The 21,694-nt window shown below is 57.3% G+C and carries 18 protein-coding genes; 3 read left to right on the top strand and 15 right to left on the bottom strand.

Features of this window, described 5'->3' with window-relative positions; all coding sequences use genetic code 11:
* Positions 1-2: 2 nt before the first annotated feature.
* The 5 genes from OUO13_RS05105 to OUO13_RS05085 all read right to left on the bottom strand — a co-directional run bounded on the left by OUO13_RS05105 (position 3) and on the right by OUO13_RS05085 (position 8,632).
* Complete coding sequence (locus tag OUO13_RS05105; protein WP_283172777.1) at positions 3-1,931, bottom strand: PAS domain S-box protein; 1,929 nt, start codon at positions 1,929-1,931, stop codon at positions 3-5.
* Positions 1,932-2,407: 476 nt separating this feature from the next.
* Positions 2,408-5,224: an FAD-binding and (Fe-S)-binding domain-containing protein gene (locus tag OUO13_RS05100; protein ID WP_283172776.1), complete on the bottom strand. Its 2,817-nt coding sequence runs from the start codon at positions 5,222-5,224 to the stop codon at positions 2,408-2,410.
* Positions 5,225-5,598: 374 nt separating this feature from the next.
* Positions 5,599-6,291, bottom strand: a complete 693-nt coding sequence (locus OUO13_RS05095; protein WP_283172775.1) for a LutC/YkgG family protein — start codon at positions 6,289-6,291, stop codon at positions 5,599-5,601.
* Complete coding sequence (locus OUO13_RS05090; protein WP_283172774.1) at positions 6,291-7,853, bottom strand: LutB/LldF family L-lactate oxidation iron-sulfur protein; 1,563 nt, start codon at positions 7,851-7,853, stop codon at positions 6,291-6,293. The genes OUO13_RS05095 and OUO13_RS05090 overlap by 1 nt, the downstream gene beginning before the upstream one ends.
* Positions 7,850-8,632 (bottom strand): (Fe-S)-binding protein, encoded by a 783-nt coding sequence (locus OUO13_RS05085; RefSeq protein WP_283172773.1) that lies wholly within the window; start codon positions 8,630-8,632, stop codon positions 7,850-7,852. The genes OUO13_RS05090 and OUO13_RS05085 overlap by 4 nt, the downstream gene beginning before the upstream one ends.
* A gap of 171 nt (positions 8,633-8,803) precedes the next feature.
* Between OUO13_RS05085 and OUO13_RS05080 the strand changes: the two genes are divergently transcribed.
* Positions 8,804-9,565, top strand: a complete 762-nt coding sequence (locus OUO13_RS05080; protein WP_283172772.1) for a GntR family transcriptional regulator — start codon at positions 8,804-8,806, stop codon at positions 9,563-9,565.
* Between the two features lie 387 nt (positions 9,566-9,952).
* Here OUO13_RS05080 and OUO13_RS05075 read toward each other — a convergent pair whose 3' ends face one another.
* Entirely contained in the window at positions 9,953-10,828 is an 876-nt protein-coding gene (locus OUO13_RS05075) for an oxygenase MpaB family protein (protein ID WP_283172771.1), read from the bottom strand.
* 211 nt (positions 10,829-11,039) lie between these two features.
* Between OUO13_RS05075 and OUO13_RS05070 the strand changes: the two genes are divergently transcribed.
* Positions 11,040-11,384, top strand: a complete 345-nt coding sequence (locus OUO13_RS05070; protein WP_003258412.1) for a cupin domain-containing protein — start codon at positions 11,040-11,042, stop codon at positions 11,382-11,384.
* 161 nt (positions 11,385-11,545) lie between these two features.
* Here the strand turns inward: OUO13_RS05070 and OUO13_RS05065 are convergent, their stop codons facing one another.
* The 5 genes from OUO13_RS05065 to OUO13_RS05045 are packed head-to-tail and all read right to left on the bottom strand — an operon-like array spanning position 11,546 to position 17,747.
* Positions 11,546-11,818 carry a formate dehydrogenase subunit delta gene (locus OUO13_RS05065; protein ID WP_283172770.1) on the bottom strand — a complete coding sequence of 91 codons (273 nt, stop codon included), beginning with the start codon at positions 11,816-11,818 and terminating at the stop codon, positions 11,546-11,548.
* Positions 11,819-11,846: 28 nt separating this feature from the next.
* Positions 11,847-12,755 (bottom strand): formate dehydrogenase accessory sulfurtransferase FdhD, encoded by a 909-nt coding sequence (fdhD, locus tag OUO13_RS05060; protein WP_283172769.1) that lies wholly within the window; start codon positions 12,753-12,755, stop codon positions 11,847-11,849.
* Entirely contained in the window at positions 12,755-15,640 is a 2,886-nt protein-coding gene (gene fdhF / locus OUO13_RS05055) for a formate dehydrogenase subunit alpha (protein WP_283172768.1), read from the bottom strand. The genes fdhD and fdhF overlap by 1 nt, the downstream gene beginning before the upstream one ends.
* 2 nt (positions 15,641-15,642) lie before the next feature.
* Entirely contained in the window at positions 15,643-17,205 is a 1,563-nt protein-coding gene (locus tag OUO13_RS05050; RefSeq protein WP_283172767.1) for a formate dehydrogenase beta subunit, read from the bottom strand.
* On the bottom strand, positions 17,202-17,747 hold the full coding sequence (locus tag OUO13_RS05045) for a formate dehydrogenase subunit gamma (protein ID WP_283172766.1): 546 nt from the start codon (positions 17,745-17,747) through the stop codon (positions 17,202-17,204). The genes OUO13_RS05050 and OUO13_RS05045 overlap by 4 nt, the downstream gene beginning before the upstream one ends.
* Before the next feature lie 138 nt (positions 17,748-17,885).
* Between OUO13_RS05045 and OUO13_RS05040 the strand changes: the two genes are divergently transcribed.
* Entirely contained in the window at positions 17,886-18,974 is a 1,089-nt protein-coding gene (locus tag OUO13_RS05040; RefSeq protein ID WP_283172765.1) for a substrate-binding domain-containing protein, read from the top strand.
* Between the two features lie 11 nt (positions 18,975-18,985).
* Here OUO13_RS05040 and ypfH read toward each other — a convergent pair whose 3' ends face one another.
* The 4 genes from ypfH to OUO13_RS05020 all read right to left on the bottom strand — a co-directional run bounded on the left by ypfH (position 18,986) and on the right by OUO13_RS05020 (position 21,508).
* Entirely contained in the window at positions 18,986-19,633 is a 648-nt protein-coding gene (ypfH, locus tag OUO13_RS05035; protein WP_283172764.1) for an esterase, read from the bottom strand.
* A 48-nt stretch (positions 19,634-19,681) separates the two neighbouring features.
* The gene (locus tag OUO13_RS05030) at positions 19,682-20,578 is read right to left on the bottom strand and encodes a LysR family transcriptional regulator (RefSeq protein ID WP_283172763.1); all 897 of its coding nucleotides are present in this window, start codon (positions 20,576-20,578) and stop codon (positions 19,682-19,684) included.
* Positions 20,579-20,792: 214 nt separating this feature from the next.
* Positions 20,793-21,089, bottom strand: a complete 297-nt coding sequence (locus OUO13_RS05025; protein ID WP_283172762.1) for a hypothetical protein — start codon at positions 21,087-21,089, stop codon at positions 20,793-20,795.
* Positions 21,090-21,226: 137 nt separating this feature from the next.
* Positions 21,227-21,508 carry an EF-hand domain-containing protein gene (locus tag OUO13_RS05020; protein ID WP_283172761.1) on the bottom strand — a complete coding sequence of 94 codons (282 nt, stop codon included), beginning with the start codon at positions 21,506-21,508 and terminating at the stop codon, positions 21,227-21,229.
* Between the last annotated feature and the right edge of the window lie 186 nt (positions 21,509-21,694).

Here is a 21,694-nt window from a genome sequence, read left to right as displayed (position 1 = left end):
GTTCATACACCCCCGCGTGAAAAGGTCAGCTCAAAACAGGTTCCTGCCACATCAAGCCGCGCCAGTTGTGCGCCCATTTGCTCCACCAGCCCTGGCACCAGCTGGAAGCCGAGGCTGCGGCCTTTGCCAATTTCGACGCCACCCGGCAAACCCACACCATCGTCAGCAATACGAATGCGCACCAGATCCCCCGCTTCTTCCATGGTCAGACAAATCTCGCCACTGTCACGCCCCCGGAAGGCATGTTTGATGGAGTTGGTCACCAGCTCGTTCAGTAACAAACCGAAGGGCTGGGCGACTTCCAAGGGCACAAACAGCTGCTCGGGTGCATCCATCACGACCCGAATACCCGGACCGGTCAGGTAACTGCGACGCAATAATCCCATCAGGCGCTGGGCGTACGAGGCAATATCCACCCGATCGAAGCTTTTCTGCTCGTACAACAATTGGTGGATCAAGGCCATGGCCCGAATACGATCCTGGCTTTCCTGCAAATAGACCCTGGCATCCTCCGGCACATTACGGGCCTGCAGGCTGAGCAGACTCGACACCACCTGCAGATTGTTTTTTACCCTGTGATGCACCTCATTCAACAGGACGGTTTTTTCTTCCAGCGCCCGCACCAGTTCGGCCTGATTGGACTTTTGTACTGATACATCCACCACGGTGGCCAGCACCCGCATGCCTTCACTGAACCACAACGGCGTTAACCCCACCTCCACCGGAAACAGGCTGCCATCCTGACGACAGGCAAATAACTCCTGACGCAGCGCCATGGCCCGTGCCTCCGGATGCTGGAAATATCCGCTGCGTAATCCCTTATGATGATGACGACGTTCAATCGGCACCAGATCATCCACCCGCAGATTCATAAGTTGCTCCATGGGATAACCGAACATTTCGGCCGCACGCTGATTAGCAAGGTGGATGTTGCCTTCATTATCAATCAGCAGCAGTGCGTTTAGTGTGCTGTCAACCACCCTCCGAAAACGGTCTTCACTGGCTTTTAACTGCTGTTCACTGGCAACTCGATCCGAGACATCACTGGCTGAAGGAATCAGGTGGGTAATGTGGCCATTGGCATCGCGCAGGGGCGCCAGCATAAAGTCGATAGTCATGCGGGAGTCATTCGCCATCCGCACCACCACATCCTGACGGATGATTTCGCCGCGGGCAGCAGCCTGAATCCAGAACTGCAACTGAGCCTGCAGATCCTGGTCGTAATTCCACCACAAGCATTCCCAGAACTTGTGACCAGCAACTTCCTTTATATCAATACCGGCCGCCTCCAATGGAGCACGGTTACAGTCCAGAACAGTACCGTCCAACGCCAGAATGCCAACAAAAGCATACAAACTGTCGATCACTCGCTGCACCAACTCGCTCGCTTCACGCCGTGAGCGTTCAAGTTTTTTCACCAGTGTTTCGTTTTCAGCAATTGCCAGAATTCCGATAACTTCCGACTGTTCCTTGTCTTCCGACCAGATAGGTAAATAGGATGCCAGCCACAGGGAATCTTCTTCCTGCACACTGGGAGTTGGCACACGAATTTCAAAATTACGCAGAGGTTCGCCATGGTCCAGCACCCGCTGCAATAATGGGGCAGCCATAGGGGCAAGCTCAGGGAGCACTTCATGAATAGAACGGCCGACGTGTTCTTCCACCGACGGGCCATTAAAGCGGGCAAGAGTAGGATTGATAAAGCGGTAGATCAGCTGCCGATCAATGACAGCGATGCCGGTTTCCGAGTGCTCCAACATGGTATCCAGAGCACGATCCCGCAGAAGCTCACGCTCTTTGAAAACGGAAGTCCTTGCCATATCCACCCACTCCTGGTTGATAACCCAACCAGTATAGAGCAGGCATTCCGGAGCAAGTGTTGCATCCACCATCAAGAGCGCCAGACGGTCGATACCGCAGCTGTCGATCACAACAATGTCAGCAATCCAGCGTCATGTTATGACCGTAACAGAACTCAAGGCCTGAGCTGGCAATGGATGTCGATCAGATGCCTGTCGGGCGTCGGGCGTCGGGCGTCGGGCGTCGGGCGTGATTTTGGTGGGCATAAATGCCCACCCTACAACAGAGCATCTATTTACACCGATTTACCCCACCGAAGGTGGCTACAAAATGCCCATCTGGGCGAGCCGGGATTCACCGCAACGGCCGACCCAGCCGGGGCATGGATGCCCCGCAAGGCCCGTTGGCACAGGGATGTGCCATCGGGCCGGGGTCGAAAAGCCGTTGTCGGGGAATTTCGGGTAAACGAGCCCAGTCGGGCAAAAGCAGGGGGAGGCCCGCCCGGCCGGGGGACAAGGTCCCCCAAGAGGGCAAGCGGTGCAGCAAATTAAAAAGCCGTGCAGATCGTGAGCAGCCAGCTACGCCGGGCAACGCCGGCAATCAATGCTCAACCCTTGCGAGGCGAGCTGACCCGATCCAGCAGATAGAACATCGAGTGATACGGAATACCGCTGTTTTTGGCCAGGCCAATCTCACAGGTACGGCTGGTTGAAATCCCTTCCTTGCACTCCTGCACCTGGCCCTTCAGAGGCTTCAGCGCCGACGCGTTCAGTTCCGGAATCACAAAGCCCTTGTCACCGGCAAACCCGCAGCAGGTGATTTCTTCCGGCACCACTACCTGGGTCGAGCAGGCTTTTGCCAGTTCAATCAGCTCATTACCCAGACCTGCCTTGGTGGTCGAACAGGTAACGTGCACTGCGACCCGGTCGTCCGTTGGCTGGATATCCAGACGCGGCACCAGATACTGGTTGGCGAAGCGGATCGGGTCGAGCAGCTGGATACGCGGATCAAGCTTCTGGCTCATGCGGAATACACATGGGCTGGTATCAATCAGCACCGGAATACGACCGTTATCCGATGCCTTCAGCAGCGCCTGATTGAGCTTTTCACGCAGTTCATCGGCCTGGGCGAAGTGGCCTTTGGATTCAAACGGCATACCACAGCAGTGGCCATCCTGATCATCGAGCTGACCCAATGTCAGGCCAGCCTTGCGGGCCAGCTCCAGCGTTACCTGCTGCAGGCTGCGCTGATCGGCATCCTGTTTGGCCGGGCCCATGGCACGGCTGGCACAGCTCGGGAAATACACCAGATCGGACGATGCCGCCGGAATATGGGCAGGCTCCTGTTTATCCGCCGCCTGCGGCATTGCGTTGTGCCAGGTTGGCAGCTTGCCAAAACTGACCGCCGTCGCCACCTTGCTGACCGCTTCCAGCACCGTGTCACCTACCACAGAACGGGTAACATCCACCATTTTCAGGCCAGTACGGGTACCACAAGACACGCCTTCAAAGTGATCGGCCAGCCATTGCGCGGTGCCAGCATGTCCGGCGTTACGCTGGCTGCGCAGTTTGCGCGCCAGATCACCGGTATTGATGTACACCGGGCAGGCGGTGCTGCACAGACCGTCGGCAGCGCAGGTATCAATCCCCATGTACTGGAAATCACCCAGCAGCTGCTCGTAATCGGCGTTTTTGCCTTCACGCTCCTGACGCTTGAGCTCACGCATCACCACAATGCGCTGACGCGGAGTCAGGGTCAGGTTACGGGACGGACACACCGGCTCGCAGAAACCACACTCGATACAAGGATCGACCAGATCATCGGCTTCCGGAATCGGCTTGAGGTTTTCAATGTGGGAACGCAGGTTGCGGGTTAACACCACATCCGGGTTCAGAATGCCTTTCGGGTCGAAGGCTTCCTTGATGCGCCACATCAGGTCGTAGGCCTGAGCGCCCCACTCCATTTCCACAAACGGTGCCATGTTACGGCCAGTGCCGTGTTCGGCCTTGAGGGAACCGTCGTAACGACCCACCACCAGCACACATACCTCATCCATAAAATCGGCATAACGCTGGATTTCAGCCGGATCGGTGAAGTTCTGGGTGAACACAAAGTGCAGGTTACCGGACAGGGCGTGGCCGAAAATAATGGCCTCGTCGTAACGGTATTTACGCAGCAGCGATTGCAGCTCCAGCACCGCGGGTGCCAGTGCTTCCACCGGGAACGCCACGTCTTCAATAATGACCGTGGTGCCTTTTTCACGCACCGCCCCCACCGCCGGGAACAGACCCTTACGGATATTCCAGTACAGCTGGCAGGTCGCGGCGTCGGTGGTAAATTCCTTGCCGTACAGGCAGTCGAACGGCTCCAGTGCCAGAATCACCGCCGTCAGTTTCTGATCCAGCTCGGCGGCGGTACAACCACGCACTTCCACCAGCAAACACGCCACGTCGTCACCCAGCTCTTTCAGGTAAGGCGGCATCCCCGGCTTGTCCTGTACCGAGCGCAAACCCGGACGATCCATCAGCTCCACCGCGGCGACCGGAGCGGTAGACAGCGCGGTTACGGCTTTGCTGGTCAGTTCAATGTCGGCAAACATCAGCAGTGCCGAGGCCTTGAAGGCATGCTCTTCAACGGTGTTGTAGATCACTTCGGAGACAAAACCGAGGGTGCCCTCAGAGCCCACCATCAGGTGCATCAGAATGTCGATCGGATCGTTAAAATCCAGCAGCGCATTAAGGCTGTAACCGGTGGTGTTCTTGATGGCGAATTTCTTGCGAATACGCTGATTGAGGGTGTCGTTGGCCGCCACTTCATCGCGCATTTGCTCCAGTGCCTGAATCAGCTCTGGCTGAGCCTTGCGGAACGCTTCACGAGAGGCCGGATCGGCCGTATCCAGACGAGTACCGTCGGCCAGCACCAGACGCATGGAGGCCAGTGTCTGATAGGTATTCTGGGCCGTACCACAACACATACCGGAGGCGTTGTTGGCAACAATACCGCCGATTTTACAGGCGTTGATCGACGCTGGGTCCGGGCCAATCTTGCGCTGGAACGGCAGCAGTTTGCGGTTAGCATGTGCCCCCACTACACCTGGCTGCAGGCGAATACGGGCACCGTTATCCAGCACTTCCGAACCGTTCCAGTTGGCAGACAGGCGCACCAGGATTCCATCGGTCACCGCTTGCCCGGACAGGCTGGTGCCCGCCGCGCGGAAGGTGACGTGGACCTTGTGCTGGGCAGCCAGCAACAGCAGCTGCACCACTTCTGACTCGTTATCGACCATCACCACCGCCTGCGGAATCAGGCGATAGAAACTGGCATCGGTGCCAAACGCCAGCGTACGCAGTGGATCGGTAATGATGCGAGCGTTATCAACTACCCGCGACAAGTCATTAATAAAGGCCTGATATTCCGCTTTCATGGTGTGTTCCTGCTGTTTTTTTTATCGTCTGACGCCAGAAGTCAGACGCTTTTTTTGGGGTCAGACGTCTGAAGTCGGACGCCTGACGCTTGTTTTAGTCGCCGGACGCCTGAGGTCGGACGCCTGACGCTTGTTTTAGTCGCCGGACGCCTGAGGTCGGACGCCAGACGCTTTTTCCTCGTTCCGGCGCGGGAGCCAGAAGTGGAACCTGCTGCGCCGGACTCCTACGCTGCGTTCAGGAAAAGCCTGTAGTCCCGGAACACAGCAGAAGGGATGCCGGGCAAGGCGCCCCGCAGCGAGCACCCGAGACATACCAGGTGGTAGGCGAAGGGGCTCGCGAGGACGCAACACAGCCCGGCGCCCTTATGCGTGGTTCAATCTCCGATCCAGAGCACCACCAGCTCTTTCGGGCCATGAGCCCCATACGCCAGGGTCTGCTGGATATCGGCAGTTTTACTCGGGCCGGAAATCAGCAGCAGGTTGGTGGGCATACCACTGGCGCCAAACTGGTCGGGATTCCACGGACGGCTGGTCATCAGCTCGGTCACACCCGACAACAGATCGGCTTCGCGTACCAGCACAATGCTCAGTGGTGGCACCAGCGACACCGTGCGCGGCTCTTCCGGACCGGTGCAGACCACCAGCGATCCGGTTTCCGCCAGCGCTGCGATAGCGCGACTGAAGCCAGCATCGGTGTTGGTGAACAATTCACCGCGCACCGGGCTTTGATCCTGTGGTGCTTGCATGGCGCTCTGATACAGACGGATTTCCAGAGCTGGCAGACCGGCATCGAGTGCGGCTTGCAGCTCGCGGTTGGCGTCGGAGTCACCCATCAACAGATGACGCACGCCGCGTTCAGCCAACAGGTTCTGCAGCACCTGCTGCCAGTTGGCATCCGTGCACTCAACGATGTCGGCATGGCTGGCGGTCATCAGCTCCATAAAGCGCGCCTTGCGCTGGGCTTCCGGCAGGCGTGCCAGCGGCGGTAATTCCGCACGACTGGACGCCACTTGCTGGTTGGCCTTGCCAGCACGCAAACGGCTGAGAATATTGTTACGGGCACTCATTATTTTTCCTCCGCCTGACGCTGCTTGTTCTGGTAACGGGCTTCTTCTGCTGTGGACGGCACACCGGCATCACGCGCCAGCTGGTGCAGACTGCGAGCAGCGGGTTTCGGCATGGAACGGGTATTGGTCCATGGCGCCAGTTTGCCCGGCATCAGGCTGCGGCCCAGTCCCATCAGACGAGTGCTGGTGCGGTACAGGAACGGCACCTTGTAAATGGTGCTCCAGCCGGTCCAGATCAGGCTTTCGCCGAGGTTACGACGGCTACCGGTGCCCGGAACGGGCATCCCCAGTGCGGTCGCGGTGGCCGGACGGGCGGCTTCGGCACGCAATTCACGAATCAGATCCGGCAGCGGAATCCGCACCGGACAGGCTTCACCACAGGCACCGTTCAGCGAGCAGGCGTTGATCATGTCGCCATTGGCGGCCAGACCACCGGCGTTCCCCAACTGCGGCGTGACCACCTGACCAATCGGCCCCGGATAGGTCGAGCCATAGGCATGACCACCGACACGGGCGTACACCGGGCAATGGTTCATACAGGCGCCACAACGAATACACTGCAGGGTCGGTTTTAACTGCGGGTGGTTGTACATACGGGAACGGCCGTTATCGACCAGCACCAGATGCACCTGTTGCGGACCATCCAGCTCGCCCGGCTGACGTGGGCCAGAGATCATATTGACGTACGTGGTGATCAGCTGGCCGGTGGCCGAGCGCGGCAACAGGGTCAGCAACTCCGGCACGTCGGTGAGGCTGCGCACCACTTTTTCGATACCGGTCACGGCGATGTGGATCGGCGGCACCGTGGTGCTCATCCGGCCGTTGCCTTCGTTTTCCACCAGCAACAGGGTGCCGGTTTCGGCGATGGCCATGTTCACGCCAGACAGACCGGCGTCGGCGTTGCGGAATTTCTCGCGCAGAATCGCCCGGGCGTTACCAATCAGATCATCCACGTCTTCGCTGTACGGCACCGGCTCACCATCGGGTGTGGTGGCACGGGTGTGCATCAGACGGGCGATCTGGCGTTTGTTCTTGTGGATCACCGGCATCACGATATGGGATGGCGCTTCGTTACCCAGCTGTACCAGGTATTCGCCCATATCACTTTCCAGACATTCGATGCCTTTCTTTTCCAGATAATGGTTCAGCTCGATTTCCTCGCTGACCATGGATTTACCCTTCACCAGGGTTTTGGCATTACCGGCTTCCATAATGCCGTGAATGATCTTGCAGGCATCATCGGCGGTTTCCGCCCAGTGCACCTGCACACCGTTACGGGTGAGGTTGGCTTCCAGCATTTCCAGCAGCTCGGGCAGATCCTGCAGGCTGCGCTGACGCGCGGCTTCGCCACGATCACGCAGAGCCTCAAGCTCTTCGTCGTCCGGGAATACCGATTTGCGTTTGGCCATCAGAAAATCGCTGGCACCACGAAAACTGGCGCGCAGGGTTTCGTTTTCCAGCGCCATTTTCGCCCGCGCCTTGAAATGACGGGCTTTCATATCGGCAAAATCGTGCTCTTCCTGATCCACGATCTGCTGCATTTCAATACGGTTTTCGCTCATTTCCCGGCCTCCACAGCAGATTCCCACAACAGGGTGGCGAGGTGTTTGGTGGCCATCGGACGGCCCTGTTTCTCCAGCGTGCCACCGATATTCATCAGACAGCCGCAGTCGGCACTGACGATACAATCAGCACCGGTCGCCGCCATGGCATCAGCCTTGTCTGCCGCCATCGCCGCCGAAATATCGCCCTGCTTCACCGAGAACGTACCGCCAAAACCACAGCACTCGGTGACACGAGCCGGTTCCACCACCTGCACACCCGGCAGGGATTCCACCAGCGCCTTGTGTTCAGCCGCCACCTGCATGCCACGACGGGCACTGCAGGAGGTATGCAGCGCCACACGCAGCGGCTGATAACTGGTCTTACCATCTTTCATTGGCTGATAATTGAGCACATTTACCATGAATTCCGAGAACTCATAGGTACGCGCCGCCAACGCCAATGCACGCTTTTCTTCTGGCTGACCGGCGAACACACGCGGGTACTCCAGATGCATCATGCCGGCGCAGGAACCCATCATCACCACCACCGGAATGTCCGCCGCAAAGGCCTCCAGCTGGGTACGGGCCACCGCACGGGCTTCGTCTTCGTAGCCAGAGTTCCAGGCCGGCTGGCCGCAGCAGCTCTGGTCTTGCGGGAAAATCACCTGCACACCACAAGACTGCAGCAGGTGAATGGCATCCATACCAGCATCGGGATAAAAACTGTCAACCAGGCAAGTACCAACGAGGTACACCTGTTCAGGGCGAGAGGGATAAATTCGATCAGGAAGACTCATGGGTATGCACTCGTCAGGGTTGCTTTTTTTAAAATTGGTATTACCATTTACCCAAATTCATAAAGCAACGTTAGCGCCGCAACTCTTTTCCGTCAACCACGGAACGTGTTTTTGCAGCTATCTGTCCTTCCATGATCCAAATAACCCAACGCCTGACGCGGAGTGCCCTACATGTCTGAACGTATCCAGAGTCGCAAGATTTCGGAAATCATCGCCGAGCGTCTGGAATCCATGATCATTGAAGGCAGCCTGGAACCGGGGCAAAAAATGCCACCTGAGCGTGATCTGGCCACCCAGTTTGAAGTGTCGCGTCCCTCGGTACGAGAAGCGCTGCAGAAGCTTGAAGCCAAAGGACTGGTCACGCGCCGTCAGGGCGGCGGCACGTTTGTAACCGAACAACTGGGAATGTCGCTGGCCGACCCGTTAATGGGCCTGTTCCAGACCCACCCGGAGTTCAACTACGACCTGCTGGAATTCCGCCACGCGATGGAAGAAGTGGCAGCCCACTACGCCGCCGAACGCGCCACCGAATCAGACCACGAAATCATCCAGCGTCGTTTTAACGAATGGCTCGACGGCCATAACAAACGCCTCGGCGCCAAAGCCGAAGCCGAACTCGACTGGCGCTTTCACCTGTCGATTGCCGAAGCCTCCCACAACGCCGTCCTGCTCCACAGCATGCGGGCGCTGTTCAGCCTGTTCAAACAGACCATCGCCACCAACCTCACCTACCTCTACACCGAAGAAGGTCGCCGCGAAGAAATCCTCGAACAACACCGCTCGCTGTGTGAAGCCGTCCTCAAGCGCGACGCCAACGCCGCCCGCCAGGCCGTCAACAACCACCTCGCGTTTGTAGAAGAAACCCTGCAACAGAGCTCGAGATTTGAAAGCAACGCCAAGCGGTCGCTGAGAAGAATTGCGCTGATCAAATAATCGTCGGGCCGGGCCGCGCTCGGATCGGGCGTCGGGCGTCGGGCGTCGGGCGTCGGGCGAGCAGCATTCAGCAACACACCGTTTTAACCCAGCGCAGCTGGCCACCGTTAATTGCCCATCTGGGCGAGCCGGGATTCACCGCAACGGCCGACCCAGCCGGGGCATGGATGCCCCGCAAGGCCCGTTGGCACAGGGATGTGCCATCTGGCCGGGGTCGAAACGCCGTTGTCGGGAAATACCGGGAATACGAGCCCAGCGGGCAAAAGCAGGAGGAGGCCCGCCCGGCCGGGGGACAAGGTCCCCCAAGAGGGCAAAAGGCCTGGCCAATTAACAAGCGGACAACCCAGCCACTGAACCACCACACGTAGCCCGGAAGAGCCGAAGGCGTCATCCGGGACGCGCAGCCATCCGCCGTCTCGCCCGGTTCGAGGCACCATTACGAATCGCCCAGCGCAGTGTGCCACCCAACCCTTTCATGCCGGTATCAATCAGCCATTGCTGACGTGGGGAAAAACGAATTCTGGCCATGTCCTGCGCCCAATCCGGCAGCAACGACAAACCGGCTTGCGTCATCAGATACCCCACCGGCCTGGCCATCACATTCGGAGCCGGGGCATTCAACAACAACTGCTGCACCTCAGCCGTGCGTTCATCAAACACCAGCTGTGGACGGCGTTGTTGGATCCAGTCATCCACCGCCTTGCGGGATTTCGGTACATCCACCGCCCCCAGCCGCTCGGCGATCAGGGCCACTTCTTCAAAATACCGATCCTGATCAGCCAGGCTCATATCCGGATTACGGTAACGCAGGTAAGAGGTCAGAAAACTGCGCACCTCGGCGACATGCACCCAGGTCAGTAATTCCGGGTCGTTGGCTGAATACGAGCGACCGTCCGGATGCATACCAGACACCTGATCGTGCATTCGCCGCACCCGGCTGATCAAGGCATTGGCATCAGCGGTCGCGGCAAAGGTTGTTCCGGCAATAAACTGGCTGGTACGCCGCAGTCGCCCGAGCATATCCGCGCGAAAGTTGGAGTGATCCCAGACGCCCGCCAGCGCCAGCGGATGCATCATCTGCAGCATCAGGGCACCGATGCCGCCACAGAGCATTGAGGGGAAATCACTGTGCACCCGCCAGCACACCGCATCCTGCCCAAACAGGCCGGGATCACCCGGCGGGTTTTCGTAATCAATGGTATTCAACGACAAGCCGGTCAGGCTCATCACCTGGGCTTCAATCCGTTTTCTGATCAGTTCCATGTCAGATCCTGTAAAAGCGAACACTGCGCCAGACAGCGCCAATGAGCCGAATCATAAACCAGATTCCCGCTCTGAAACTGACGCCCGACGGCTCGCTTGCGATTTACACATTACCGACGTCATCCCTCACGAGCAGGTCGGCAACAGACAAACCCACCCTATCCTTCCTCCCTAGAATGACCAATCACTTATCCTTCGCTCTGGAGCTGAGATGTCTGATTTTATTACCGTTCTGCGTGAAACCTGCCCGACTCCGGTGGTGGATGCCACCAAGTGGAAGCGTATCGGCGGCGACCCGCACACTGTGAACCTGAACGCTTACCTGTCAGCCGACGGCAGCAAGATCATGGGTACCTGGATCTGCACCCCAGGCAAGTTCGAGGTGAACTACGAGAAGTGGGAGTTCTGCCACTTTCTGGATGGTTACTGCATCATCACCCCGGAAGGTGAAGAGCCTAAACACCTGAAAGCCGGTGACGTGTTTGTGATCGAACCAGGCATGAAAGGTACCTGGGAAGTGGTTGAAACCGTTCGCAAGTACTTCGTATTCGCCTGATAACCGGCACATGACGGTGCCGTGCCAACCCACTGCACCGTCTGACCGTATCGCGATAAAACAAAAAGGCCCGGCTGAGAAATCAGCCGGGCCTTTTTGTTTGGAACTAACACCGGGTTTGGAACTAACACCGGGTTTGGAACTAACACCGGAGGCGGTGCTTATCCGCGTTCGTGCGGTTGCACATCCTGCAGATGGCCATCATCACGCAGACGCTCACCGGCCAAACGAGCCGCCGGGTGCAATACGTCACCACCGTTATCAAGGCATTCAGCCAGATGGCCTTTCATACGACGTGGCCAGAATTTTTTCACATGCCCAGCCACCACATCGGCGATGGCCTCATGATCACCAGCGGCGCTGTTGTTGTGGGCGATCTGGTTGATCATACGAACCAGATGGTCCTGTTCACTTTCGTGTTGTTTATCACTCATATACACCTCCCAGTGCGGCGGCTTCCGGTCAGGAAACCAGACCACAGACGGATTGTTGTGCTTGTTCTGGATGTAAGGAACGTTGCGGGTGGTTATCGGTTGCCAGCGCTTCGCTGTAAATCACATGACGCCCCGGACGAGCAAAGCCGATCAGGTTAAGCCCAGCCATACGAGCGTGATTCACCGCCAGCGCCGTTGGTGCCGATACCGCCACCAGTGTTGAAATACCGGTTGAGCAGCACTTGTTGACCATTTCGTAACTGGCACGACTGGAGATCAGCACAAACGACTGCTCAGCGACCGGCAAGTCACCGGCATCACGCAGTCGGGCACTGGTCATGGCACCAATCAGCTTGTCGAGGGCGTTGTGACGACCAACGTCTTCACGCAACAGGCGAATATTGCCGTCCGCATCACAGAGCGCAGCGCCATGTACCGCTCCGGTCAGGGCCTGCAAAGGCTGCTGCCCCACCAGCTGACCGAGCGCCCGTTCGATGGACTCCGATGCTGGTAGCGCTTGTACCGGAACAGTCTGGGGAGCAGCAACCGCCTGTTGCAGCGATTCCGCCCCACACAAACCACAACCGGTACGACCGGCGAGGTTGCGGCGCTTTTCTTTCAGACGCACAAAACACTCGGTCGCCAGCTCTACCTGAACCTCAATCCCCAACTCACCATTAACGGTTCGGCTGACGATATCGATGCCGTAGATTTGCTCAGGGCTGCTGACAATGCCTTCCGACAGGCTGAACCCCAACGCAAAGTCTGCCAATGCGGTGGGGCTGGCCATCATCACGACATGCGACAAACCGTTAAACACCAGCGCCACGGCTACTTCGTCGGCCAGCTGATCCTGCGCCGCCAACGGCGCAGAACCCTGCCAGCGAGTGACCGCAAACGCGGTATGTGCCGGGTTGTCAGTCGCCCGTCCGCTCATTACGACGGGTCCACCGCAGTCGTGGCGTCTTTCAGGAACTTGTTCTGACGCTGGTGATTGTCATGGAAGTTCTTCTGCCATTCCGACGGCTGGGTTACACGCTCGACCTGCACCGCGGTCACCTTGTACTCCGGACAGTTGGTTGCCCAGTCGGAGTTATCGGTGGTGATCACGTTGGCACCACTGTGTGGGTGGTGGAAAGTGGTGTACACCACACCCGGCTGCATACGCTCACTGATGCGCGCGCGCAGCACGGTGTGACCAGCACGACTGCTGATACCCAGCCAGTCGCCGTCTTTTACGCCACGTTCTTCAGCATCGTGCGGGTGGATTTCCAGCACGTCTTCCGAGTGCCATACCTGGTTCTCGGTACGACGGGTCTGGGCGCCCACGTTGTACTGGCTGAGGATACGGCCAGTAGTCAACAACAGCGGGAAGCGACGGGTCGCACGCTCAGTGGTCGCCACAAACTCGGTAACCGCAAAACGGGCCTGACCAATCGGGAAAGATTCCACGTGCATGATCGGCGAACCTTGCGGGTTTTCGTCGTTACATGGCCATTGCAGGCTGCCAAACTCTTCCAGTTTTTCGTAGCTGACACCGGCAAAGCTTGGCGTCAGGCTGGCGATTTCCGCCATGATTTCAGACGGATGCTGGTAGTTCATGGCATAACCAAGGGCGTTGGACAGCATCTGGGTTACTTCCCAGTCTTCCTTGCCCGCCACCGGCGGCATCACCTTGCGTACGCGGTTGATACGGCGTTCGGCGTTGGTGAAAGTACCGTTTTTCTCCAGGAACGAAGAACCCGGCAGCAGCACGTGGGCAAACTTGGCGGTTTCGTTGAGGAAAATATCCTGGACAATCAGGCAGTCGAGTGAACGCAGCGCCTGTTCAACGTGCTGGGTGTTCGGATCGGACTGGGCAATGTCTTCTCCCTGTACGTACATGGCGCGGAACTGACCGGAAATCGCCGCGTTGAACATGTTCGGGATACGCAGACCCGGCTCATGATCAATGGTGACACCCCATGCCTGTTCAAAACGGCCACGGGCAACGTCGTCGGCAACGTGCTGGTAACCTGGCAGCTCGTGCGGGAAAGAACCCATGTCACAGGAACCCTGCACGTTGTTCTGACCACGCAGCGGGTTCACACCCACACCGTCACGACCAATGTTGCCGGTCGCCAGTGCGAGGTTGGCAATACCCATTACCGTGGTGGAGCCCTGGCTGTGTTCAGTCACCCCCAGACCATAATAAATGGCAGCGTTGTTGGCATTGGCGTAGGCACGGGCAGCCTGACGTACCAGCTCGGCGTTAACACCGGTGACCGCTTCCATCTGTTCAGGAGAATTACGTTCTTCGGCAATAAAGGCTCGCCATTGCTGGTAAGCAGCGTTGTCACAACGCTCACGAATGAAATCCAGGTCTTCCAGACCTTCGGTCACAATCACGTGCGCCAGAGCATTCACCATGGCCACGTTGGAACCCGGACGCAGTGGCAAGTGCATGGCACTGGTCAGGTGCGGCGTATCCAGCAGGTCGATGTGACGCGGGTCGGCCACAATCAGGCTGGCACCTTCACGCAGACGGCGACGCAGCAGCGAACCGAATACCGGGTGGGCGTCGGTCGGGTTGGCACCAATTACCAGCACACAATCCGCCTTCAACACGGAGTCAAAGGTCTGGGTACCGGCGGACTCACCCAGGGTCTGCTTGAGGCCATAACCGGTCGGGCTGTGGCACACACGAGCACAGGTGTCGGTGTTGTTGTTACCAAACGCGGTACGGATCAGTTTCTGAACCAGATAGGCTTCTTCGTTGGTGCAACGGGAGGAGGTAATACCACCGATGCTCTCACGGCCATGTTCAGCCTGAATGGCGCGCAGACGGTTGGCCGCAAAACCGATGGCTTCGTCCCAGCTCACTTCTTTCCATGGCTGGTCGATGCTGTCACGGATCATTGGCACACGGATACGATCCTTGTGAGTGGCGTAACCGAAGGCAAAACGACCTTTCACACAGGAGTGACCGTGGTTCGCTTCACCGCCCTTGAACGGCACCATACGAACCAGTTTGTCGCCTTTCATTTCGGCCTTGAACGAACAGCCAACACCACAGTAGGCACAAGTGGTGACGACGCTGTGTTCCGGCTGACCCATGCTGATTACCGAGTTTTCGGTCAGGGTTGCGGTTGGGCACGCCTGCACACAGGCGCCACAGGACACACACTCGGAATCGAGGAAACCTTCATCCTGGCCAGCGGCAATTTTCGACGCAAAACCGCGACCATCCAGCGTCAGGGCAAAGGTACCCTGCACTTCCGAACAGGCACGCACACAACGGGAGCAGACGATACATTTGCTGCCATCGAAGGTGAAATACGGGTTGGAGGTATCTTTCGGCGCTTCCAGATGGTTCTCACCCTCGAAGCCATAACGCACTTCGCGCAGACCCACCGCACCGGCCATATCCTGCAGTTCGCAGTTGCCGTTGGCCGGACAGGTCAGACAGTCTAACGGGTGATCGGAGATGTACAGTTCCATGATGTTACGACGCAGCTTGGCCAGCGCATCGGTCTGGGTCCAGACCTTCATGCCCTGCTCTACTGGTGTGGTACAGGAAGCCGGCATACCGCGACGACCTTCAATCTGCACCGCACACAAACGGCAGGAGCCGTAAGCATCGAGGTTATCGGTGGCACACAGTTTCGGGATGGTGATATCGGCCATCGCTGCCGCACGCATCACCGAGGTGCCTTCCGGAACCTGAATGGCAATACCGTCGATTTCCAGCACAACCTGTTTTTCGCTCAGCGAAGGTTTGGTGCCGTAATCACGGTTGTGGTCAACCACAGGGTTAACCTTGGGATCAAAATACTGCAGCATGATCAGGCCTCCAGCTCAGCGGCGGATGCGTTTTTGACGAAGTCTTCACCAAAGTGTTTCATCGCACTTTGCACCGGGAACGGTGTCATGCCACCCATGGCGCACAATGAACCATTCAGCATGGTGTCGCAGAGGTCGGACAACAGTTCAAGGTTAGCCTCTACCTGTTCACCAGCACGAATGCGGTCGATCACTTCTACCCCGCGGGTAGAACCGATACGACACGGCGTGCACTTGCCACACGACTCCGCCACACAGAATTCCATTGAGAAACGAGCCTGTTCGCCCATATCAACGGTATCGTCAAACATCACCACACCACCGTGGCCGAGCACCGCTCCGACCTTGGCAAAGGCTTCATAATCCAGCGCAGTATCCCACTGGCTTTCTGGCAGATAGGCACCCAGCGGGCCACCCACCTGCACCGCACGCAGCGCACGACCGTTACGGGTACCGCCGCCAAATTCAAACATCAGCTCGCGCAGCGACGGACCAAAGGCCAGCTCCACCAGACCACCCTGCTTGACGTTACCCGCCAGCTGGAATGGCAAGGTGCCACGGGAACGACCCATGCCGTATTCGGCATAAGCAGCCGCACCCTGATCGAGAATAAACGGTACAGCCGCCAGCGACAGCACGTTGTTCACCACCGTCGGACGGCCAAACAGACCCACGAGTGCCGGCAGCGGCGGCTTGGCGCGCACCATGCCACGCTTGCCTTCAAGGCTTTCCAGCAATGCGGTTTCTTCACCACAAATATAGGCACCGGCACCCAGACGGACTTCCAGATGGAAATCAGAACCGGAACCGAGAATATTGGCGCCCAGCAAACCGGCTTCACAGGCGCGTTCGATGGCGCTGTTGAGGGTACGGAAGGCTTGCGGGTATTCGGAACGCAGATAGATATAACCCTGGGTTGCGCCAACGGCCAGACCAGCAATGGTCATGCCTTCGATCAGCATATAAGGGTCACATTCCATCACCAGACGGTCGGCGAAAGTACCGGAGTCACCTTCGTCGGCGTTACAAACGATGTATTTCTGATCGGCACTGGCACCGAGTACGGTCTGCCATTTGATGCCGGTCGGGAACGCTGCACCACCACGACCACGCAAGCCGGACTCTTTAACCGCATCCACAATCGCCTGTGGCGCCAGAGTCAGGGCTTTTTCGAGACCACGGAAACCGGCGTGGGCGCGGTAATCGTCCAGCGACAGCGGATCAATACGACCCAGACGGGCAAACGTCAGACGCTGCTGACGCTTCAGGTAGGGAAGCTCTTCCACCAGTCCCAGAGCCAACGGATGATCCACCTCACCCTTCCAGAATTCACTGGCAAACAGCGAATCAAGGTCGGAATCATTCACCGGGCCAAAACCATAACGGCCGTTCGGGGTATCGACTTCAATCAGCGGCTCCAGCCAGTAGAGGCCACGAGTACCGTTGCGACGCACGTGCAGCTCAACACCGGCTTCACGTGCCAGCACCTGAATGCCGGATACCAGACGATCACTACCCAGTGCACGGGCGGTGGTGTCCGATGGAACATGAATGGTCCAGCTCATGACGGCACCTCCTGCTCGGAAACGGCCAGATTCGGCGCAGCCAGAGAGGCCAGCGTCAGCGGTTCGGTACGCAGCTCTTCCACGAGTGCATCAAAACGTTTGGCGTCCACACGGGCATGAATCTCGTCACCAATACGCACAGACGGGCCACAGGAACAGTTGCCGAGGCAATACACCGGCTCCAGGGTAATGGTCTGATCGGCGGTGGTCTGATGGTAATCCACGCCCAGCGAAGCCCTGGCATGTGCTTCCAGAGCACGCGAGCCCTGCGCCTGACAAGCTTCAGCACGGCAGACTTCTACCACGTGACGACCCGGCTCTTTGGTGCGGAAGTGATGGTAAAAACTGATCACACCATGAACTTCGGCACGAGTGACACCCAGATCGGTGGCAATCATGGCTACCGACTGATCAGGAATCCAGCCAAAGTGATCCTGAATGGCATGCAGGATGGGCAGCAGTGCACCCGGCCTGGACTTGTGTTGATCGATGATGTGTTGCGCGTCACTGGCGTTCCAGGGTGCGCTACCGGGTTTGTGCATTGAGTTCCCTCCTGCCAGCTATATATGAACTTTTGTTCCTATATACACGGAAGTAGTGCTGGTGCATTGCTATTATTGTGGCGCTCAAATTACCATCGACCGGATTTATTCAAAATATGAAAAAAAGTGCCTATACCGATGTCCGAGCCTAAACCCATTCACCGCATCAGCATTGTTCCGACATGGTCGTTTCGCGATGATCAGGGTCGCACACTGGACCCGCAGCTGTTTGTCCTGTTGCGACATATTGAGCAGGATAAAAAACTCACCAGCGCCGCCCGTCAGACTGGCATCTCCTATCGGCACGCCTGGAACCAGCTCAACAAATGGGCCGAATTTTTTGGCACCCCGCTGGTTGATCTCGAAAAAGGCCGCGGCGCCAGCCTGACTGCCCTCGGGCAAAAACTGTTATGGGCCGAAAAACGGGTGATCGCCCGCCTTGAGCCACAACTCGACAACATCACCTCGGAACTCAATCTGGAATTGTCGCGCCTGCTGGAAGGCAGCCGCCCACGCCTGCGCCTGCACGCCAGCCACGGTTATGCGGTAGAACTGCTGCCACGTTTTGCAGAAGGGTTTGATCTGGATTTGCAGTACCGGTACGGCTCGGACGCACTGGCGGCGATGGCACGGGATCAATGTGATATCGCCGGTTTCCATCTGCCCGAAGAAGCCGTCAGCAGCGAGATGCGCGCCCGCGTCGAAAAGGTACTGAAACCACGCGCGCATCGGCTGATCCGATTTATCACCCGCCAGCAAGGCTTGATGGTGCAAGCCGGCAATCCGCTTGGAATTCATCATCTGAGTGATCTGGAGCGCACCGACATCCGTTTTATCAATCGCGAACCCGGTTCCGGCACCCGTCTGCTGCTGGAAGAGTTATTGCGTCGCCAACAACTGGATTTGACTGAACGCATGGAAGGCAGCCCGATGGAGTACACCCACTCAGCCGTTGCGGCTCATTTGGCAGCGGGGATGGCCGATGTCGGCTTTGGCGTACAAGCCGCTGCCAGCCAGTTTGGCCTGGAGTTTATTCCGATCGAACGTGAGCAGTATTTGCTGGCCTGTCACCAGCGCACACTGGAATGGCCAACCGTGCAAAACTTTCTGCAACGGCTGGCCAGTGAGGAGTTTCGACAGTCCGTGAACGCGCTGGCCGGTTATAGCGCCGAGCACAGCGGCGAGGTTTTTACACTGGAGGATCTGTTCGATACAGGGACCTCCTGAAACACAGATAATCAGGCGCGGTGCGGATCATCCAGAAAAGCCGACACCAGCGCCTGCAACATCTCCTGATTGATGCCATGCCCAAGTTTGCTGAAAGTTTGCACTGAGGCGGTCAAACCCAACGCACACAGCTGACGGCAAGCATCCAGACTGTGCTGCACCGGAATCACACCATCGCTTTCGCCGTGAAACAGACTCACACGGGTATCCGCGGTGGCAGCATCGATAGGTCGGGCCAATCGCCCGGCAATTGCCAGAATATGCCCTGCCAGCAACGAAGACTCACGCAGCGACTCCAGCGCCATGATGCTGCCCTGGGAAAAACCCAGCAGCCAGGTATCAGCAGCGGACACCCGCGCCATCTTCTGCCAGTAATGCACACACTGCACAAACAGCGGCATGGCCTCTGCCACCCGGCGAATGCGATTTTCCTCAGTAACAGAACCGACTGAAAACCACTGCCAGCCCTGACCAAAATCGGTCGGAAACGGCGCATTCACCGATACCACCATGCAGTCCCGGTCCTCATTCCCCAGCAGCGTGCCGAGGGAAGCCAGATCTTGCGCCGATGATCCAACACCATGAAAAAGCAGCAACAGGCGATGAGGGCGCTGTGGCTGATTCAGCACTAATGAATGTTGGGGTTCGTAATCCGGCATACCTTTTACTCCACACGACCCTCAGGCCGACTTCGGGGTTACATAAACTTACCAGCGAGGAGTCTCGAACCACTCCACCAGGAAATCGATCAGCACACGCACCTTGGGTGCCAGGAATTGACGCGTTGGATACACCACATACACCCCCGATTCACGTGCGGTGTATTCCGGCAACATCGGCACCAGACGCCCGGAGCGTAAATGCTCTGACACAATAAACTGCGGCTGCAGGGTAATCCCCTGACCTTCCAGCGCCAGAGTGGCGCAAACATCACCGGTATTGCTGCGTACCGCAGGCTGGAAACGAATAGTCTGAGACTCGCTGTCAGGGCCGGTAAAATGCCATTCGTTACCACCACTGGCGTAGCTGTAGCTCAGCAGGGAATGATTCAAAAGATCATCCGGACAGGTCACCGTCGGAGATTTTTGCAGATATTCAGGAGATGCACACAACACCAGACTGGTGGTGCCAAGACGACGGGAAATCAGACTGGAACTGGTCAGCTGGCCAATACGGATCGCCAGGTCATAACCCTCTTCGACCAGATCCACCACACGATCACTATGAGTGATATCCAGTTGCACGTTCGGGTACAGCTTGCGAAATCCGGCCCAGGCCGACGCCAGATACAACACACCAAAACTCACGGGGGCATTGATGCGCAATACTCCACCGACTTCGGCAGCGGAACAGGACAGCTCACGTTCGGCCTCATCCAGTTCCTGCAACAGGGATTTGCATCGCTCATAAAATAACGAGCCTTCGCCCGTCAGGGATAACCGCCGGGTCGTACGATGCAGTAAACGCACGCCGAGACGGCTTTCAAGATCACTGATATAGCGGGATACCGCTGCTTTTGACATATCCAGGGATTCTGCCGCACGAACAAAACTGGCGGCATCCACCACGGATACAAACACCTGCATTTCCTGGAAACGATCCATCTTTCACCTTGCTGGATGGGACAGATGCCCATCATACAGGGAAATCCGTTGCAGATTCCTGAACAATACAACGCAAAGATGTGATAATGCCGATTAAAATCGTCTGACAATCCCCAAAACCCGGCAAAGCGGACAGTCAGAGATATAATACCCAGAAAACTCAGAAGGTTATTCAATCGGCTATGCAATAGCCATTCAGACGACCAGACAGAACTCAACGCAAGCCACGCAGACGCGCCAGCTCAATCTCCAGCAACAAACGATCAAACAGCAGATGGGTGACATAAGCCTGCATGGCATTCTGCAGCTGCACCACCGAATCAAGAACGGCCTCATCCACATCCAGCACATGTTCGAAACAATGGGCGTCCCACGCCAGCTTCATACGGGAGCGCACTTCTTCGATCAGCACACCAGTGGCACCACGACGAGTCAGCGCATCAAGAATCAGATCATCCAGTACCTGCCATCCCTCAAGCGGGTCAAGCGGGACTGAAACAGGAATAGGCATAGAACCTCCAGACGTTACAACGTGTCTCGCCAGCACCTCCAGGCCACTCTTCCATTCAGACAGCGGTCGTTGCTTTCAAAGCAGCTCAGACGACCACAGGAAGTTCAATAAAAAAGGCGTCACAGACGCCTTTTTTATTATTCAGAGGCCAACCCTTTTGGCTTTTTATCGCCAGCTGGCGGCGCTGGCATTTCTGACCATACCAGATAACCATCACCGTTCTCGTCAAATTTGCTGAAGCGGTCTGACAACATGTGATCTGCTTCCGCTTCTTTGCGACTGATCTTGCCATCTCCGTTGGTATCCAGCTCACCAAAGGTCGGAATCTTTGGTGGTTTTGGTGGAGTATCCTCAGCCTGGACCGCAGCGGCCATCAGCACACCGGACACCATCAACACACTGGTAAGCAGCTTTTTCATTCATCGATCTCATGCAGGACTGTATCGTCTGATTCTGCCTGCAGGCGATGTCAGGTGCTGTCAGGAGCTGTCGGGAAGTGCCGGAGAATCGCCGACCAATCACAAGTGTCGTCTAAGGATGTAAACACTCAGCAAGAATCAGACCTCATGCTGCGGAAGAAGAACCTAGGGACCCTCTGAATAACT

It is taken from the genome of Parathalassolituus penaei (assembly GCF_026626885.1).
Taxonomy (GTDB): Bacteria; Pseudomonadota; Gammaproteobacteria; order Pseudomonadales; family Oceanobacteraceae; genus Oceanobacter; species Oceanobacter penaei.
Note: the sequence above shows the minus strand (reverse complement) of the source record. Positions and strands in the feature narration are given on the sequence as shown.

What these genes read in the sequence shown, in the direction of transcription:
- OUO13_RS05020 (WP_283172761.1), bottom strand. Translation starts at nt 21,508, where the DNA reads ATGAAAAAGCTGCTTACCAGTGTGTTGATGGTGTCCGGTGTGCTGATG.
- OUO13_RS05090 (WP_283172774.1), bottom strand. Translation starts at nt 7,853, where the DNA reads ATGAGCGAAAACCGTATTGAAATGCAGCAGATCGTGGATCAGGAAGAG.
- OUO13_RS05050 (WP_283172767.1), bottom strand. Translation starts at nt 17,205, where the DNA reads ATGAGCTGGACCATTCATGTTCCATCGGACACCACCGCCCGTGCACTG.
- OUO13_RS05075 (WP_283172771.1), bottom strand. Translation starts at nt 10,828, where the DNA reads ATGGAACTGATCAGAAAACGGATTGAAGCCCAGGTGATGAGCCTGACC.
- fdhD (WP_283172769.1), bottom strand. Translation starts at nt 12,755, where the DNA reads ATGAGCGGACGGGCGACTGACAACCCGGCACATACCGCGTTTGCGGTC.
- OUO13_RS05030 (WP_283172763.1), bottom strand. Translation starts at nt 20,578, where the DNA reads ATGGATCGTTTCCAGGAAATGCAGGTGTTTGTATCCGTGGTGGATGCC.
- fdhF (WP_283172768.1), bottom strand. Translation starts at nt 15,640, where the DNA reads ATGCTGCAGTATTTTGATCCCAAGGTTAACCCTGTGGTTGACCACAAC.
- OUO13_RS05040 (WP_283172765.1), top strand. Translation starts at nt 17,886, where the DNA reads ATGTCCGAGCCTAAACCCATTCACCGCATCAGCATTGTTCCGACATGG.
- OUO13_RS05070 (WP_003258412.1), top strand. Translation starts at nt 11,040, where the DNA reads ATGTCTGATTTTATTACCGTTCTGCGTGAAACCTGCCCGACTCCGGTG.
- OUO13_RS05025 (WP_283172762.1), bottom strand. Translation starts at nt 21,089, where the DNA reads ATGCCTATTCCTGTTTCAGTCCCGCTTGACCCGCTTGAGGGATGGCAG.
- OUO13_RS05080 (WP_283172772.1), top strand. Translation starts at nt 8,804, where the DNA reads ATGTCTGAACGTATCCAGAGTCGCAAGATTTCGGAAATCATCGCCGAG.
- OUO13_RS05100 (WP_283172776.1), bottom strand. Translation starts at nt 5,224, where the DNA reads ATGAAAGCGGAATATCAGGCCTTTATTAATGACTTGTCGCGGGTAGTT.
- OUO13_RS05045 (WP_283172766.1), bottom strand. Translation starts at nt 17,747, where the DNA reads ATGCACAAACCCGGTAGCGCACCCTGGAACGCCAGTGACGCGCAACAC.
- OUO13_RS05095 (WP_283172775.1), bottom strand. Translation starts at nt 6,291, where the DNA reads ATGAGTGCCCGTAACAATATTCTCAGCCGTTTGCGTGCTGGCAAGGCC.
- OUO13_RS05065 (WP_283172770.1), bottom strand. Translation starts at nt 11,818, where the DNA reads ATGAGTGATAAACAACACGAAAGTGAACAGGACCATCTGGTTCGTATG.
- ypfH (WP_283172764.1), bottom strand. Translation starts at nt 19,633, where the DNA reads ATGCCGGATTACGAACCCCAACATTCATTAGTGCTGAATCAGCCACAG.
- OUO13_RS05085 (WP_283172773.1), bottom strand. Translation starts at nt 8,632, where the DNA reads ATGAGTCTTCCTGATCGAATTTATCCCTCTCGCCCTGAACAGGTGTAC.